We start from the raw sequence: 14,494 nt of genomic DNA on the forward strand, positions 1-14,494 counted from the left end.
GACGGCCGCGCCGCCGACTCCGTCACGCCCGCGCCAGCTGACGGCGTACGAAGTCCAGCTTGTCCGGGTTCACCACGGCCCACGCGTGCGCGACCAGACCGTCCCGCACGTCGAAGGCCGTCACCGAGAGCAGCGTGTCGCCCTCCCACGCGGCCAGCGCGGCCGCGCCGTTGATCTCCACCGCCGTGAATTCCACACCCGCCAGGAAGGTCCGCGTCGCACCCGCCAGGAAGCGGAACACCTTGTCCCTGCCCTCGATGGGCCGCCGGGCCGCCGAGACCTTGCCGCCGCCGTCGCTCGACCAGACGACGTCGGCCGCCAGCAGCTTCTCCAGGCCGCCGAGGTCGCCGTCGCGTGCCGCCGTGAGGAACGACCTGACCAGCTCCTCCTGCCGCTCCCGGGACGGCTCGAACCGCGCCCGCTCCTCACCCACCCGCTGGACCGCCCGCCGGTACAGCTGCCGGCAGTTGGCCTCGGACAGCTCAAGCGCCTCGGCGATCTCCCGGTGCCCGTACGCGAACGCCTCCCGCAGCACGTACACGGCGCGTTCCGTCGGCGTGAGCCGCTCCAGCAGCACCAGCATCGCCATGGACACGGCGTCCCGCTGCTCGGCGGACTCCAGCGGTCCGAGTACGCCGTCCGAGGTGACCACGGGCTCCGGCAGCCAGGGCCCGACGTACTGCTCGCGCCGGGCCCTGGCCGAGGTCAGCCGGGTGAGGCAGAGGTTGGTGACGACCTTGGCGAGCCAGGCCGCCGGGTACTCGATCGCCGTGCGGTCCGCGCCGCTGAAGCGCAGATACGCGTCCTGGACGGTGTCCTCGGCCTCGTCCGCGGAGCCCAGCATGCGGTAGGCCAGGCCGAACAGCCGGGGTCGATGGGTCTCGAACTCGTCGGCGGTCGCGGTGGTCATGCCCCTCACCCTGCCAGAACCGCGAGGGGCGGGCGTTGGGAGACCCGGCGGCGGGCAAGGGCCGTCGTCACCGCCGCCGGGCCGACTGCGCGGGGCTCAGCAGGCTCCGAGGTCCTGCCACACACCCCACTCGCCGGTGGTGCCGGGTTCCTCGCCCTTCGTCCACCACCTGGCCTTCCACGCGTGCCCCTCATGGGACACGGCGCTGCCTCCGCCGTACTCCGTCGTGGCGCTCCAGACGGGGTTCGCGCACTCTCCACTGGAAGAGGTGGGAGAGGGGGACGGGGTTCCCGATCCCGGCTCGACGACGGTCGTGCCGCGTGCCAGATCCCCGGCCAGCGCGTAGGTCCTCCCGCCGAACGTCACCGTCCAGTTGGACGGCGTCGACACCGGCAGGTGGTACACGAGGTCCAGCTCCACGGACGCCCCCGGCGCCAGCGTCTGCCAGCCCGGCAGCTTCAGGGACACGCGGTGGTGGTCGCCCTTCAGCCCGCCGACGTTGCTCCCCGTGTGATCGCTGCGGATCACCGAAGTCCCCCAGCCCGACTGGTCCTTGGCGTTTCCTGGCGCCGAGGTCCCGTAGTCGAACTGGAACTCCGTGCCGCCGGGCAGCGTCGCCGTGGAGTTGTTGGTGATCCTCAGCTTGGGGCTGATGGGGTAGTTGGAGTCGCCGAGCGGGAACTGCCCGAAGTCGACGTCGATGTCGAGTGCCTCGGCCGGCAGGTCGACCGTCGACCGCTTCGCGCCGTACGGGCCCGCCGACCTGAACTTCTCGTACATCGCGGAGGTCAACGTCGACCCCGGCTCGAACTGCCCCTTGCCCGCGTTCCAGCCGTAGTCCCCGGCCAGCTCCCACACCATCGTGCCGCCGATGCCGTGGTCGACGACGTAGTCGGCCTTGGCGTTCACCGACTGCTCGTCCTCGGTGGACAGGAACACCTTCTTCTCCGCGTTCCACAGCCAGGGCGCGACCAGGGTCGAGTCGTACTTGCGGGCGTACGTGCCGGTCAGCCGGGTCCCGGCCGGGAAGCCGTACTTGGTGACGTAGTCCCCGACGATCCCCTTCTCCAGGTTCTTGGCGTGCCACATCGGGTTCGAACCGGCCGGTGACTCCTTGCCGTCGGTGTCGAGGTCGTGCCAGAGGTTGTCGATCCCGACGGCCCCGTCACCGCACCTGGTCAGCCCGGAGCCCGCCGGACAGGTCGTCGAGGCCGCTCTGCCCCACAGTCCGTCCGTGCCGCCCGTGACGTTCTTGAATCCCCGGGTGTAGTAGGGGAGTCCGATGTTGATACGGCCCGCGGGCATCGAACCGCGGAAGTAGTGGTACGCCCAGTCGGTGTTCAGATAGCCGATTCCGCCGTACTGGGACGTGGAATAGACGCCCGCCGCGGCGAGTTCGGCGTCTTTCCCGTCGTCGAAGAGCGAGGCGTTCGGACCGACGTACTCGTTCCAGGCGCCGTGCAGGTCGTACGACATGATGTTGACGTAGTCCAGGTACTTCTGGACCTGGAAGGTCTCCATACCGCGCAGCAGATATCCCGAGGAGGGCGCGGCGACGGAGAGCAGATAGTGCCTGCCGTCCGCCGCGCCCGCGCGGTCGAGCTTCTCGCGGAGCGTCTTCATCAGGGCCGCATAGCCCTTGACCAGGCCGGACCTGCGGGCGTTGGAGACGGACCAGTCGAACGGGTGGCCCGCGTCCTTCATGGACGTCGGGTACTCGTAGTCGATGTCGACGCCGTTGAATCCGTACTTCCTGATGAACCCGACCGCCGAATCCGCGAACGTGTCGATGCCGGACTGATTGACCGAACCGTCGGCGTTGGTGGCCATCGAGTAGAAGCCACCCGAGTTGACGCGCGTGCCGCTGTCGTCGAAATAGCCGCCGGTCTCGGCCCAACCGCCCACCGAGATCAGCGTCTTGACGTCCGGGTGCTGCTTCTTGAATTTGTTCAGCAGGTTGAAGTGGCCCTTGTAGGGGAATTCCGGGTCCGTCTCCGCGCCGTTCACGCCCGGCCAGGTCATTCCCGTAGCCGGGTTCGTCGCACTGTCCGTGCCGACGGAGATCCTGTTGCCGCTGTCGATGTGCGCGAAGGCGTAGTTGAGGTGGGTGACCTTGTCCCAGGGGATGTCCGGGGCGAGGTAGGCGGGCGTGCCGTCCCTGCCGGTGCGCCAGCCGGTGAAGTAGCCGATCACCCGGCGCTGGTGGTCGGCGCCCATCTTCTCCCGGCCGGCCGAGTCGTAGACCGAGCAGTACGGGACGTCGACGCCCGGCGTCCGGTAGAGGCCGTCGGGGCGGCAGGACTCCTGGTCGGCGGCGTGCGAGACGTTCGCGGGGAGACCGGCGAGCACCAGGCCGGCGATCGTGCCGAGGGCGGCGAGCAGGGCGGGTCTCGCGCGGTTGCGTGAAAGGGACAGCAAGTCGGTTCCTCTCCACGGAAGTTGCGCAGACCCTAGAGAGGACTAGACCAGTGCGTCAATAGGTATGGACCAATCCCTGGCAGAGGTCCGGTCGGACGGCCTGTGAGCCACCCCACAACATTCACCCGCATGGACATGGATCGGGCGTGGCACACTGGCCCTGTACCAGAAGCAGCGCACTCCGGGGTCGGTGAAAGTCCGAACCGGCGGTTACAGTCCGCGACCCGGTCGCTTCCAGCGGCCGGTTGACCAGGTGAAATTCCTGGACCGACGGTTAAAGTCCGGATGGGAGGCAGTGCGCGGCGGGCGGGCATTCGTGCGCGCCGCCGTATCGGTTCGCCCCTGTGGCGAGCCCTGTTCGGCGTCGCCCTCGGTGTTCCTGCTCGTACATTCTGTCGTCATCGACAGCCCCGGAGTCCGTGCCCGAATGAGGCAGGAGGACCCGGGAAGTGTTCACCGGAATCGTCGAAGAGCTGGGCCACGTCACGGCTGTCGAGACCCTCGACGACGCCTGTCGCTTCCGACTGCGCGGCCCCGTCGTCACCGAAGGCGCGCAGCACGGGGACTCCATCGCCGTCAACGGCGTCTGCCTCACGGTCGTCGAGCACGAGGGCGACGAGTTCACCGCCGACGTCATGGCCGAGACCCTGAACCGCTCCAGCCTGGGCGTCCTCACCGTCGGCTCCCGCGTCAACCTGGAGCGCCCCACCGCCGTGGGCGCCCGCCTCGGCGGGCACATCGTGCAGGGCCACGTCGACGGCACCGGCGAGGTGCTGGAGCGCAAGCCCTCCGAGAACTGGGAGATCGTCAAGATCTCGCTCCCCGCGGACCTCTCCCGGTACGTCGTCGAGAAGGGCTCCATCACCGTCGACGGCATCAGCCTCACCGTCGTCGACGCCGGGCCCGACTACTTCACCGTCAGCCTCATCCCGACCACCCTCGACCTGACCACGCTCGGTCTGAAGCAGCCCGGCGACCCGGTCAACCTCGAGGTCGACGTCATCGCCAAGTACGTCGAGCGGATGCTGGGCGACCGGCTCTCCTCCGAAGGGGCGACGGCGAAGTGAACTCGCTGAACTCCGAGGCCTTCACCCTGTTCGGCCAGCACATCCTCTGGTCGGACATGGTCGGCAACCTCTTCGGCCTCGCCGCCCTCGCCCTCGGCTGGCGGCGCTCCATATGGACCTGGCCCGTGCAGTTCCTGGCCGGACTGATCCTCTTCGGCGCCTTCTTCGGCCACCTCACCGGCAGCGCGGGCAAGCAGGCCGTCGTCATGCTCGTCGCCGCGTACGGCTGGTGGCAGTGGCAGCGCGGCAAGGGCCAGAGCGAGGACGGCCACATCAGCGTGCGGTTCGCCACCTGGCGCGAGCGCGGCGCGATGGTCGCCGCGGCCGCCGCCGGCACCGTCGCGGTGGCACTGCTCTTCAAGGCCTACCCCACCCTGTCCTGGGACCCCTGGCCCGACGCCTACATCTTCGTCGGCACCATCGTCGCCATGTACGCCCAGGCGCGCGGCATGGTCGAGTTCTGGTTCGCCTGGCTCCTCGTCGACCTCGTCGGCGTCCCCCTCAACTTCGCCAACGGCTACGCCTTCTCCGGCTTCGTCTACGTCATCTACGGCGCACTCGTCCTGTGGGGCATGCGCGACTGGTGGCTGCGCTCCCGCAAGGACGCGCGGCCCGTCCTGGAAGGAGCGCCGGCATGACCACGGCACCCGTTCTGTACCGCACCGAAGGCGTCGAGGACCTCACGCTCGACCCGATCGAGCAGGCCATCGCCGACATCGCCGCAGGCCGCCCGATCGTGGTCGTCGACGACGAGGACCGGGAGAACGAGGGCGACCTCGTCATCGCCGCCGAGCACGCGACCCCCGAGATCGTCGCCTTCATGATGAGCGAGTGCCGCGGTCTGATCTGCGCGCCCATGGAGCCCGAGGAGCTTGAGCGGCTCGAACTGCCGCAGATGGTCGCGGACAACACCGAGTCGATGAAGACCGCCTTCACGGTCTCCGTGGACGCCTCCGCCGCGCACGGCGTGACCACCGGCATCTCCGCCTCCGACCGGGCGACCACCCTCCAGCTCCTGGCGAGCGGCAAGGCGGAGCCCTCCGACCTCGTCCGCCCGGGCCACATCTTCCCGCTGCGCGCCCGTCCCGGCGGCGTCCTCGTCCGCGACGGCCACACCGAGGCCGCCGTCGACCTCGCCCGCCTCGCGGGGCTGCGCCCGGCCGGCGCCATCGTCGAGATCGCCGGCGAGGACGGCGAGATGCTGCGGCTGCCCGAGCTGATCCCGTTCGCCCGCAAGCACGGCCTGACGATCATCTCCATCGAGGACCTGATCGCCTACCGCCGCGCCACCGAGCACCCGGAGCCGGCCGAGCAGGAGCCCACCCCGGCCGAACAGCGGCCCGCCCTCGTCGAGCAGCGGCCGCCGGGCGAGCCGGCCGTCCGCCGCGAGGCCGAGGTCCACCTGCCCACCGCCCACGGCGCCTTCACGGCGTACGGCTACCGCTCCACCGCCGACGGCGTCGAGCACGTCGCGCTCGTGCACGGCGAGATCGGCGACGGCGAGGACGTCGTCGTCCGCGTCCACTCCGAATGCCTGACCGGCGACGTCTTCCACTCCCTGCGCTGCGACTGCGGACCCCAGCTGGAAGCGGCGCTGCAGCGCATCCAGGACGAGGGCCGCGGAGTCGTCGTCTATCTCCGCGGACACGAGGGCCGGGGCATCGGCCTGATGTCCAAGCTGCGCGCCTACGAACTCCAGGAGCGCGGCCGCGACACCCTGGACGCCAACCTCGAACTCGGTCTGCCCGCCGACGCCCGCGACTACGGCGCCGGCGCGCAGATCCTGGTCGACCTCGGCGTGCACAGCGTGCGCCTGCTGACCAACAACCCCGACAAGACGGACGCGCTCACCGGCCACGGCCTCAAGGTCAGCGAGCGGGAGCCGATGCCCGTACAGGCGGGCGAGCACAACCTGACGTACCTGCGCACCAAGCGCGACCGGATGGGGCACGACCTGCCCTGGCTGGACCCGGCACCCGGGGCCGCCCCGGCCACCCTGTCCACCTGCACCAACCAGTAAGAGCACACGAGGAGACTGAAGGAACGTGAGCGGCAAGGGCGCACCGGAGCTGTCCGTACGCAATGTGGGTGACCTGCGGGTCGCGGTCATCGCGGCGCAGTGGCACGAGAAGGTGATGGACGGTCTGGTGGACGGCGCGCTGCGCGCCCTGCACGACCTGGGGATCGACGAGCCGACCCTGCTCAGGGTCCCCGGCAGCTGGGAACTCCCGGTGGTCGCCAAGGTCCTCGCGGGCCGCGGCTACGACGCCATCGTGGCGCTCGGCGTGGTCATCCGCGGCGGCACCCCGCACTTCGAGTACGTGTGCCAGGGCGTGACCCAGGGCCTCACCCAGGTCTCCGTCGACACCGGCGTCCCCGTCGGCTTCGGCGTACTGACCTGCGACACCGAGGAGCAGGCCCTGGACCGGGCCGGCATCGAGGGCTCCAACGAGGACAAGGGGCACGAGGCGGTGACCGCGGCGGTCGCCACCGCCGCGACCCTCCGCTCAGTATCCGAACCGTGGCGTTAGGTGGACCGGTACTACGCGTAAAGTGGGCGCCACCATGTCCAAGAAGACTTTCGAGGAGCTCTTCACCGAGCTCCAGCACAAGGCCGCGAACGGCGACCCCGCCACTTCCCGCACCGCAGAGCTGGTCGGCAAGGGCGTCCATGCCATCGGCAAGAAGGTCGTCGAGGAGGCCGCCGAGGTCTGGATGGCCGCCGAGTACGAGGGCAAGGAAGCCGCCGCCGAGGAGATCTCGCAGCTGCTCTACCACGTCCAGGTGATGATGGTCGCGCGCGGGATCTCCCTCGACGACGTCTACGCCCACCTCTGAGCACCAGCACCTGAGCACCAGCAGTCCAGCACACCCGTAACAGCGAACGAAGGAAGCCGACCTCATGCTGCGCATCGCCGTCCCCAACAAGGGTTCCCTGTCCGGCCCTGCGGCGGAGATGCTGCATGAGGCCGGCTACCTCCAGCGCCGCGAGTCCAAGGAACTGCGGATCGTCGACCCCGGCAACGACGTCGAGTTCTTCTACCTCCGCCCCCGCGACATCGCCATCTACGTCGCCTCCGGACAGCTCGACATCGGCCTCACCGGCCGTGACCTGCTGATCGACTCCGGCGCCAACGCCGAGGAGATCCTGGCACTCGGCTTCGCCCGCTCCACCTTCCGCTTCGCCACCAAGCCGGGCACCGTCGGCGACGACCTGGCCGACCTCAACGGCAAGACGGTCGCCACCTCCTACGAGGGCATCGTCGCCAAGCACCTGGCCGACCACGGCATCGACGCCTCCGTCGTCCACCTCGACGGCGCCGTCGAGACCGCCATCCAGCTCGGTGTCGCCCAGGTCATCGCGGACGTCGTCGAGACCGGCACCTCGCTGCGCAACGCCGGCCTGGAGGTCGTCGGCGAGCCGATCATGAAGTCCGAGGCCGTCGTCATCCGCCGCACCGGCGCGGACGGCGAGGAGCCCAAGGTCCAGCAGTTCCTGCGCCGCCTCCAGGGCGTCCTGGTCGCGCGGACGTACGTGATGATGGACTACGACTGCCGCGTCGAGCAGCTGGAGAAGGCGGTCGCCCTCACGCCGGGCCTGGAGTCGCCGACCGTCTCGCCGCTGCACAACGAGGGCTGGGTCGCCGTACGGGCCATGGTTCCGGCCAAGGAAGCCCAGCGGATCATGGACGACCTGTACGACATCGGCGCGCGGGCCATCCTGACCACGGCCATCCACGCCTGCCGCCTCTGACCCGAGGGGCCGTACACCGATGTCCTCCGAACTGCCCGCCCTGCCCGTCACCTTCCGGCCGGGCCGCACCCGGGCCGTCCTGCTCACCGCAGGCGTCGCCATCTTCGTCGTCATCACGGCGGTGGCGCTGCTGCTGGCGAAGCTCGGCCCCGGCGAGCGCCTCAGCTTCGTCCTCACCGGCGCCCTGATGTTCGGCGTGCTGGCCATGCTGGCGCGCGTGAAGGTCGTCGCCGACGAGTCCGGCGTCACCGTGGTGAACATCGCCACCAGGCGCCGACTGGAGTGGGCCGAGATCGTCCAGGTGAACCTCCGCCCGGGCGACCCCTGGGTGTTCCTCAACCTCAGCGACGGCACCAGCCTGCCCGCGCTCGGCATCCAGCCCGGCATCGCCAAGCAGCGGGCCATCGCCGACGCGCGCGCTCTGCGGGCACTCGCCGAGGCCCGTGCCATCAGGGATCCGGAGGAGCATCAGGGCTGACTCAGGGGGCCATCGGGGCTCACTGGGGGACTTTCACCCTGACGTAAATCGCCATGTCTTGATTAATCTGTTGGCGGAGGCGTTTTCCGACGCCTCCGCCTTTGATGTCCCACCCGCCCTCAGAGGCCCCCTGCTACCCGAGGAGTGATTCCCTCCAGCGATGGACGGATCGTCCTGTAGTACCTGCGCCGCCCCCTCCCGACATACCGGGGCGGCCGCGTCATGAGCATCCCCCTGCTGCTACTCGCAGCCGCGTTCCTCCTGATTCTCGCCAACGGCTTCTTCGTGGCCGCCGAGTTCGGCCTGGTCACGGTCGAGGCGACGGACGCCGAGAAGGCCGCCGCCGAGGGCGACCGACGGGCCCACCGGGTCGTCGAGTCACTGAAGGAACTGTCCTTCCAGCTCTCCGGCACCCAGCTCGGCATCACCATCACCTCCCTCGTCGTCGGCATGCTCGCCGAACCGGCGCTCGCCGAGCTGCTCGGCGGCCCCTTCACCGCGATCGGCATCCCCGAGGGCGCGGTGTCCGGGGTGGCCGTGGTCGTCGGCATGCTGCTGGCCTCGGCCGTGCAGATGGTGATCGGCGAGCTCGCGCCGAAGAACTGGGCGGTGTCCCGGCCGATGCAGGTCGCGCGCTTCGTCGCCGGCCCGCAGCACGTCTTCGCGCGCCTGTTCCGCCCGGTGATCGCCGCGCTGAACTCGGTCGCCAACCGTCTCGTCCGCGCCCTGGGCATCGAGCCGACCGAGGAGCTGGCCTCCGCCCGCACCCCCGGCGAACTCGTCTCCCTGGCCCGCCACTCCGCCCAGGCCGGCGCCCTGGAACAGGACACCGCGGATCTCTTCGTACGGACCCTGTCGCTCGCCGAGCTCACCGCGCAGCACGTGATGACCCCGCGCGTGAAGGTCAGCGCGCTCCAGTCGTCCGCGACCGCCGAGGACGTCGTGAACCTGACCCGCGCCACCGGTCTGTCCCGCTTCCCGGTCTACCGCGAGAAGATCGACGAGGTCGTCGGCATGGTCCATCTGAAGGACGCCCTGGCGGTCCGTTCGAGTGAACGGCTGCGCACCCCGGTCGGCCGGATCGCCCGCCCGGCCCTGCTGGTCCCCGAGACCCTGCCGGTCCAGCCGCTCCTCGCCCAGCTGCGCAGCGAGCAGCCCATCGCGGTCGTCGTCGACGAGTACGGCGGCACGGCCGGGGTCGTCACCCTGGAGGACATCGTCGAGGAGATCGTCGGCGAGGTCCGCGACGAGCACGACGGCCAGGACCTGCCCGAACTCGCCGCCGCCCCGCCGGAGGACGGCCGGCCCGCCTGGGACGCCGACGGCAGCTGCCGCGTCGACATCCTCCAACGGATAGGACTCGACGTGCCCGAGGGTCCGTACGAGACCGTCGCCGGCCTGGTCGCCGACCTGCTCGGCCGTATCCCGGCCGTCGGCGACAAGGCGGAGCTGCCGGGCTGGCGGCTGTCGGTGCGCCGGGTCGGCCACTACCGCGCCGAGCGCGTCCGGCTGGTCCGGACCGGTGCCGTGGTGGAGGTCGCCCGATGAGCGTGCTCCAACTTCTCTTCGCGGCGCTGCTGGTCCTGGCCAACGGCTTCTTCGTGGGCGCCGAGTTCGCCCTCGTCTCGGTCCGCCGCAGCCAGATCGAACCGCTCGGCACGGCCCGCGCACGGCAGGTGCTCTACGGCCTGGAGCGGCTGCCGCAGATGATGGCGGCGGCGCAGTTCGGCATCACGGTGTGCTCGCTGACCCTGGGCGCGGTGGCGGAGCCCACGGTGGCGCACCTGCTGGAGCCGCTGTTCGAGTGGGTGCACCTGCCCGAGGGCATGATCCACCCCCTCACCTATGTCATCGCGCTCGCCGCGGTGGTCTTCTTCCACCTGGTCATCGGAGAGATGCTGCCGAAGAACCTGGCGATGGCGGCGCCGGAGAAGGTGGCGCTGTGGCTCAGCCCCGGCCTGGTCTACTTCGCCCGCTTCTGCCGCCCGATCACCGTGGCCCTCGGCGCCGTCGCACAGGCCATCCTGCGGCTCTTCCGCGTCGAACCGAAGGACGAGGTCGAGGCGGTCTTCACCAGCGAGCAGCTCAACCGGCTCGTCGAGGACTCCGGCCAGGCCGGACTGCTCGACCCCGAGGAGCAGGAACGTTTGGGAGACGCCCTGGAGCTGGGCTCCCGCCCGGTGACGGACGTCCTCCTCAAGCGCGAGTCCCTGGTCACGGTCAGCCCCTCGGTCACCCCCGGCCAGATCGTCGCCCTCACCGCCCGCACCGGCTACTCCCGCTTCCCCGTGGCGGCGGAGACCGGCGCCTTCATGGGCTACCTGCACGTCAAGGACGTCCTGGACCTGGAGGAGTCCGAACGCGCGGTACCCCAGCACATCTGGCGCCCCATGACCACCCTCCGCTCGGAACTCCCCCTGGACGACGCCCTCACCGTCATGCGCCGCGCCGCCACCCACCTGGCCCAGGTGGCCGACACCTCCGGCCGGGTCCTCGGCCTCGTCGCCCTGGAAGACGTCCTGGAACTCCTGGTAGGAGAAGTCCGCGACCCGGCCCACCGCCAACTGCCGGAGGTACGGGTGACAGGGCCGCGCCTGAGCACGGGGGAACCGGAGGGAGCACTTACGGGCTGACATTTTCAGTCCCTCCGGCGTCCGGCACTTTCAGCCCCTCCGGCGTTTGAGGAGCGGGGGTCCAGGGGGCAGAGCCCCCTGGCGGGGTCGAAGGGGCGGAGCCCCTTCAAGGATGGGAAGGGTAGGGGCGGCGGGGGCGAGAGAACCTCACATGCCCGACGGATCCTGCGGACCCCGCCCCGACAACACTTCCCCATACGCCTGCATCAGATCCGGCAACCGAAGCGTCGACAAGTCGTCCCGAGTCAGCGCCCCGGGATAGGTCGACAACCGCAGATCCCGATACGCACAACTCTTCTCGTACAGCGTCCGCAGAAACCGCCCGTTCCCCAACTCGTCGATCCACCCCTGATCGACCACATGCCCCGCGATGGAGCGCAGCTCGTCCAGCGCCTCCTCGTCCCAGACATCACCGTTCTCCGCGGCGAGCACCTCACCGATGGAGGTCAGTTCGAGAGGCCGGTACGAAGGAAAGTCGACACGGGTCGTGAACCGCGAGGAGAGCCCCGGATTGGCGGCCAGCAGCCGGTCCATCCCCTCGGGATAGCCGGCGAGGATCACCACCAGATGGTCCCGGTTGTCCTCGGCCCGCTTCAGCAACACCTGCAGCGCCTCGTCACCGTACGCGTCCCCCTTGCCGTACCCGGTGTTGGACAGGGAGTAGGCCTCGTCGACGAAGAGGACACCCCCGAGCGCGGAGTCGATGAGCTCGTTGGCCTTCACGGCGGTCTGGCCCAGATACTCGCCGACCAGATCCGCCCGCTGAGCCTCCACGAGATGGTCGCCACCGAGGAGCCCGAGGGCGTAGAACACGCGCCCCAGGATGCGCGCGACCGTGGTCTTGCCGGTGCCGGACGGCCCGGAGAAGACGAAGTGCCGCTTGGGCGGCTGCACCGGCAACCCCTGCCCGGCGCGCAGCCGGGCCATGTTCAACTGGGCGGACAGCGCCTTGACCTGCCGCTTGACGGGCTCCAACCCCACCATGCGCTCGAGCTCGGCGAGCGCCTCCTCGAGTAACTGGGGATCGGTCGGCCCGGAGGGCAACGGCTGCGAGGACACCGTGGTCTTCTCGCGCACCGTCGGATCCACCACCGAGGGCAGCGGCCCGGTCGGCGGCAGATCGGGGTCGGACAGCTTCAGGTCCCGCCCCTCGACGCCGAACAGCGGGTCGAGCCCGTCGGGCCCGTCGCCGACGTCCCCGCCGAACCCGGTCAGCGTGATCGCCGCGAGGTCGGTGCCGTCGTCGTAGCCGTCGCCCTCGGCGATGGCCGCGAGCCGCGCCGAGGTGTCCATGAACGCGGGGTCGACGCGGTGCACCGCGCGGTAGAGGGGGAGCGCGGCGGCGGACCGCCCCGTGCCCTCGTGCGCCCGCGCCAGCCAGTACCGCAGCTCCTTGCGCTGCGGCTGCTCGCTGCGACATCGCATCAGCGCGGCCGAGAGCAGCGGCTCGGCCTGCCCGTACATCTCCAGGCGGACCCGCGCCATGCCGCCGAACAGGCCCGCCTCGATCCCGAGCATCGCGTCGTCGAGCAGCGGGTCGGTGTGCCGTACGAGCTGCTCCCAGTCCTTGACCAGATAGGCGCGGCAGGCGTGCAGAAAGCGGACCTGGTGGTCGGTGTCGACGGGCGGGAGCCCGGCCAGCGCCCGGTCCAGCTCCGGCACGTGCCGTCCGTCCAGCCAGTGCGAGGCGTGGGCGAGTAGCAGATCGCGCGGGCTCTCCAGCACCGGCTGCACCCACCAGCCCAGCCAGTACCAGGAGTTGATGGTCCGCCGATGCCGGGCGCGCTGCTCCCCGAAGCGCTCCCGGTGTCGGAACATCCGCAGCAGCGCGGTCGTCGTGTCGACGCGCAGCGCGTGCAGCCCGAGCCAGCCGTCGGCCATCCCCGGATCGATCCGTACCGCGGTGCGGAACTCCTCCTCCGCCTGCGGATAGGCCCCCATCGTGTAGGCATCCACACCTCGCAACCAGGCGAGGTCGGCCGGGGCCTCGGGGCCCTGCGTGCCGAAGTCCATCACGTCCCCCACAAACCGTGCCCCCGTCGGTTGACCGACCGCTCGTCCGTCGGCCGCCTTGATCGGATCGATCGAACCGCCGTGCCGCGGACCGGAGTTGCAACGGTGCGCAGAGCAGCCGTCCGTACGTCGCACCGAGGGCATCGTACCTGCGAGGGTGTCACCCGCCCCAGGGTGCCGCACCGGCCGTTTGGCGAGGTGGGAGCGGATCGGGCGGAGCGCGCTCGGTGACCCAGGGTGAGCGAATCGCGCCTCTCGGCGTCCGAAAAGAGGAGTCAGGGCAGAACGAAGCCCCCGATCACGGGGGAACAACCGGGGGCTTCGCGTCAGTGGGCGGCTTCGATTGACCGCACATTGAGAACGTAAGTCCTGTACGGCCCCCGGGTCAAGCAGAGTTGAGGCACTCCGCGAACTTGCCCGGGAGGGCTCTTCACAAGTTCAGCACATTGCCGATGGGTCGTCACCGAGTGTGATCGCCTGGTCCGGTCCAACAGTCCCGGCAGGCCCAGGAAGCAGCTCGTATCCCTTGCCGCTCTGCCGAACCAGGAGGTCGGCGAAGGGCCGGGACGGGTCCTCCGCGAAGTGCCTCTGCTCCGCCCTGACCCACCCGTCCCAGAACTCCCGCTGCTCCGCCCCGTCCCGTGAGCGTCCCCGGTTCCAGGACTCCTCGTGCGGAAGCTCCATCCACAGCAGCCGGGCGAGGTGGGGGCGCAGCGCGCGACGGCCGGCGCCCACGCCCTCGACGACGACGACCGGGGCGGGCGGCACGGCGACCGGTGGCCCGAAATGGCGGGCCCGCCAGTCGTAGGGGGAGTAGTGGGCGACCTCTCCCCGTGTGAACGGTTCGATCACCTGGGCCAGCAGCCGCTCGGTCCACTCGAACAGCTCGTCATGGCTCGCGATGTCGTCGAGATGCAGCACCGGGGCGTCGCCCAGCGCCCGGGCCAACTGCCCGGCGAACGTGGACTTTCCGGAGCCGGCGTGTCCGTCGACGGCGATCAGGCGGACCGGGCCGCAGGACGGAGGGAGGCGGCGGAGTCGGGTGGCGAGGTTCTGAATCGTTTTTCCTGAAGTGGGGCGGGCTGGTGGGCATATTTCGTTGGAACATTCTAGTAGCAGGCGAAAGCGGTTGTGGGGACGGGGCGGCAGGGAGTGCGAGAACGAGATGAGAAAAGGTGTCACTTTGAACTAGCCGACGGCTGCTCGCAATCCCGCCGAAAA

13 protein-coding genes and 1 riboswitch are annotated in these 14,494 nt (G+C 70.0%); of the genes, 9 read left to right on the forward strand and 4 right to left on the reverse strand.

Features of this window, described 5'->3' with window-relative positions; genetic code table 11:
- Positions 1-22: 22 nt before the first annotated feature.
- The gene (locus tag L0P92_RS11585; protein WP_234762473.1) at positions 23-910 is read right to left on the reverse strand and encodes an RNA polymerase sigma-70 factor; all 888 of its coding nucleotides are present in this window, start codon (positions 908-910) and stop codon (positions 23-25) included.
- A 96-nt stretch (positions 911-1,006) separates the two neighbouring features.
- Positions 1,007-3,328: a chitinase C-terminal domain-containing protein gene (locus L0P92_RS11590; RefSeq protein ID WP_234762474.1), complete on the reverse strand. Its 2,322-nt coding sequence runs from the start codon at positions 3,326-3,328 to the stop codon at positions 1,007-1,009.
- 172 nt (positions 3,329-3,500) lie between these two features.
- A riboswitch (FMN riboswitch) is annotated at positions 3,501-3,631 on the forward strand.
- Between the two features lie 146 nt (positions 3,632-3,777).
- Between L0P92_RS11590 and L0P92_RS11595 the strand changes: the two genes are divergently transcribed.
- The 9 genes from L0P92_RS11595 to L0P92_RS11635 all read left to right on the forward strand — a co-directional run bounded on the left by L0P92_RS11595 (position 3,778) and on the right by L0P92_RS11635 (position 11,260).
- A complete protein-coding gene (locus L0P92_RS11595) occupies positions 3,778-4,395 on the forward strand; it encodes a riboflavin synthase (protein WP_234762475.1) in 618 nt (205 codons plus the stop codon).
- Entirely contained in the window at positions 4,392-5,033 is a 642-nt protein-coding gene (locus L0P92_RS11600) for a nicotinamide mononucleotide transporter family protein (protein WP_234762476.1), read from the forward strand. The genes L0P92_RS11595 and L0P92_RS11600 overlap by 4 nt, the downstream gene beginning before the upstream one ends.
- Entirely contained in the window at positions 5,030-6,415 is a 1,386-nt protein-coding gene (ribA, locus tag L0P92_RS11605) for a GTP cyclohydrolase II (RefSeq protein ID WP_234762477.1), read from the forward strand. The genes L0P92_RS11600 and ribA overlap by 4 nt, the downstream gene beginning before the upstream one ends.
- A 25-nt stretch (positions 6,416-6,440) precedes the next feature.
- Positions 6,441-6,926 (forward strand): 6,7-dimethyl-8-ribityllumazine synthase, encoded by a 486-nt coding sequence (gene ribH, locus L0P92_RS11610; RefSeq protein WP_030038615.1) that lies wholly within the window; start codon positions 6,441-6,443, stop codon positions 6,924-6,926.
- Positions 6,927-6,960: 34 nt separating this feature from the next.
- A complete protein-coding gene (locus L0P92_RS11615) occupies positions 6,961-7,233 on the forward strand; it encodes a phosphoribosyl-ATP diphosphatase (RefSeq protein ID WP_031486114.1) in 273 nt (90 codons plus the stop codon).
- Between the two features lie 64 nt (positions 7,234-7,297).
- Positions 7,298-8,149: an ATP phosphoribosyltransferase gene (gene hisG / locus L0P92_RS11620; protein ID WP_234762478.1), complete on the forward strand. Its 852-nt coding sequence runs from the start codon at positions 7,298-7,300 to the stop codon at positions 8,147-8,149.
- 19 nt (positions 8,150-8,168) lie between these two features.
- Positions 8,169-8,627, forward strand: a complete 459-nt coding sequence (locus L0P92_RS11625; RefSeq protein ID WP_234762479.1) for a PH domain-containing protein — start codon at positions 8,169-8,171, stop codon at positions 8,625-8,627.
- A 222-nt stretch (positions 8,628-8,849) separates the two neighbouring features.
- Positions 8,850-10,175: a hemolysin family protein gene (locus L0P92_RS11630; RefSeq protein WP_234762480.1), complete on the forward strand. Its 1,326-nt coding sequence runs from the start codon at positions 8,850-8,852 to the stop codon at positions 10,173-10,175.
- Complete coding sequence (locus L0P92_RS11635) at positions 10,172-11,260, forward strand: hemolysin family protein (RefSeq protein WP_234762481.1); 1,089 nt, start codon at positions 10,172-10,174, stop codon at positions 11,258-11,260. Before L0P92_RS11630 ends, L0P92_RS11635 begins: the two co-directional genes overlap by 4 nt.
- Positions 11,261-11,407: 147 nt before the next feature.
- Here L0P92_RS11635 and L0P92_RS11640 read toward each other — a convergent pair whose 3' ends face one another.
- Positions 11,408-13,273, reverse strand: coding sequence for an AAA family ATPase (locus L0P92_RS11640; RefSeq protein WP_234762482.1), 1,866 nt, complete (start codon positions 13,271-13,273; stop codon positions 11,408-11,410).
- 438 nt (positions 13,274-13,711) lie between these two features.
- Positions 13,712-14,332, reverse strand: a complete 621-nt coding sequence (locus tag L0P92_RS11645) for a nucleoside/nucleotide kinase family protein (protein ID WP_234762501.1) — start codon at positions 14,330-14,332, stop codon at positions 13,712-13,714.
- Positions 14,333-14,494: the final 162 nt, after the last annotated feature.

Source organism: Streptomyces muensis (genome assembly GCF_021474425.1).
Classification (GTDB): domain Bacteria; phylum Actinomycetota; class Actinomycetes; order Streptomycetales; family Streptomycetaceae; genus Streptomyces; species Streptomyces muensis.

Excerpts from the sequence above, each read along its gene's own strand:
- L0P92_RS11640 (WP_234762482.1), bottom strand. The coding sequence starts at position 13,273 with ATGGACTTCGGCACGCAGGGCCCCGAGGCCCCGGCCGACCTCGCCTGG.
- ribA (WP_234762477.1), top strand. The coding sequence starts at position 5,030 with ATGACCACGGCACCCGTTCTGTACCGCACCGAAGGCGTCGAGGACCTC.
- L0P92_RS11625 (WP_234762479.1), top strand. The coding sequence starts at position 8,169 with ATGTCCTCCGAACTGCCCGCCCTGCCCGTCACCTTCCGGCCGGGCCGC.
- L0P92_RS11635 (WP_234762481.1), top strand. The coding sequence starts at position 10,172 with ATGAGCGTGCTCCAACTTCTCTTCGCGGCGCTGCTGGTCCTGGCCAAC.
- L0P92_RS11630 (WP_234762480.1), top strand. The coding sequence starts at position 8,850 with ATGAGCATCCCCCTGCTGCTACTCGCAGCCGCGTTCCTCCTGATTCTC.
- L0P92_RS11615 (WP_031486114.1), top strand. The coding sequence starts at position 6,961 with ATGTCCAAGAAGACTTTCGAGGAGCTCTTCACCGAGCTCCAGCACAAG.
- L0P92_RS11585 (WP_234762473.1), bottom strand. The coding sequence starts at position 910 with ATGACCACCGCGACCGCCGACGAGTTCGAGACCCATCGACCCCGGCTG.
- hisG (WP_234762478.1), top strand. The coding sequence starts at position 7,298 with ATGCTGCGCATCGCCGTCCCCAACAAGGGTTCCCTGTCCGGCCCTGCG.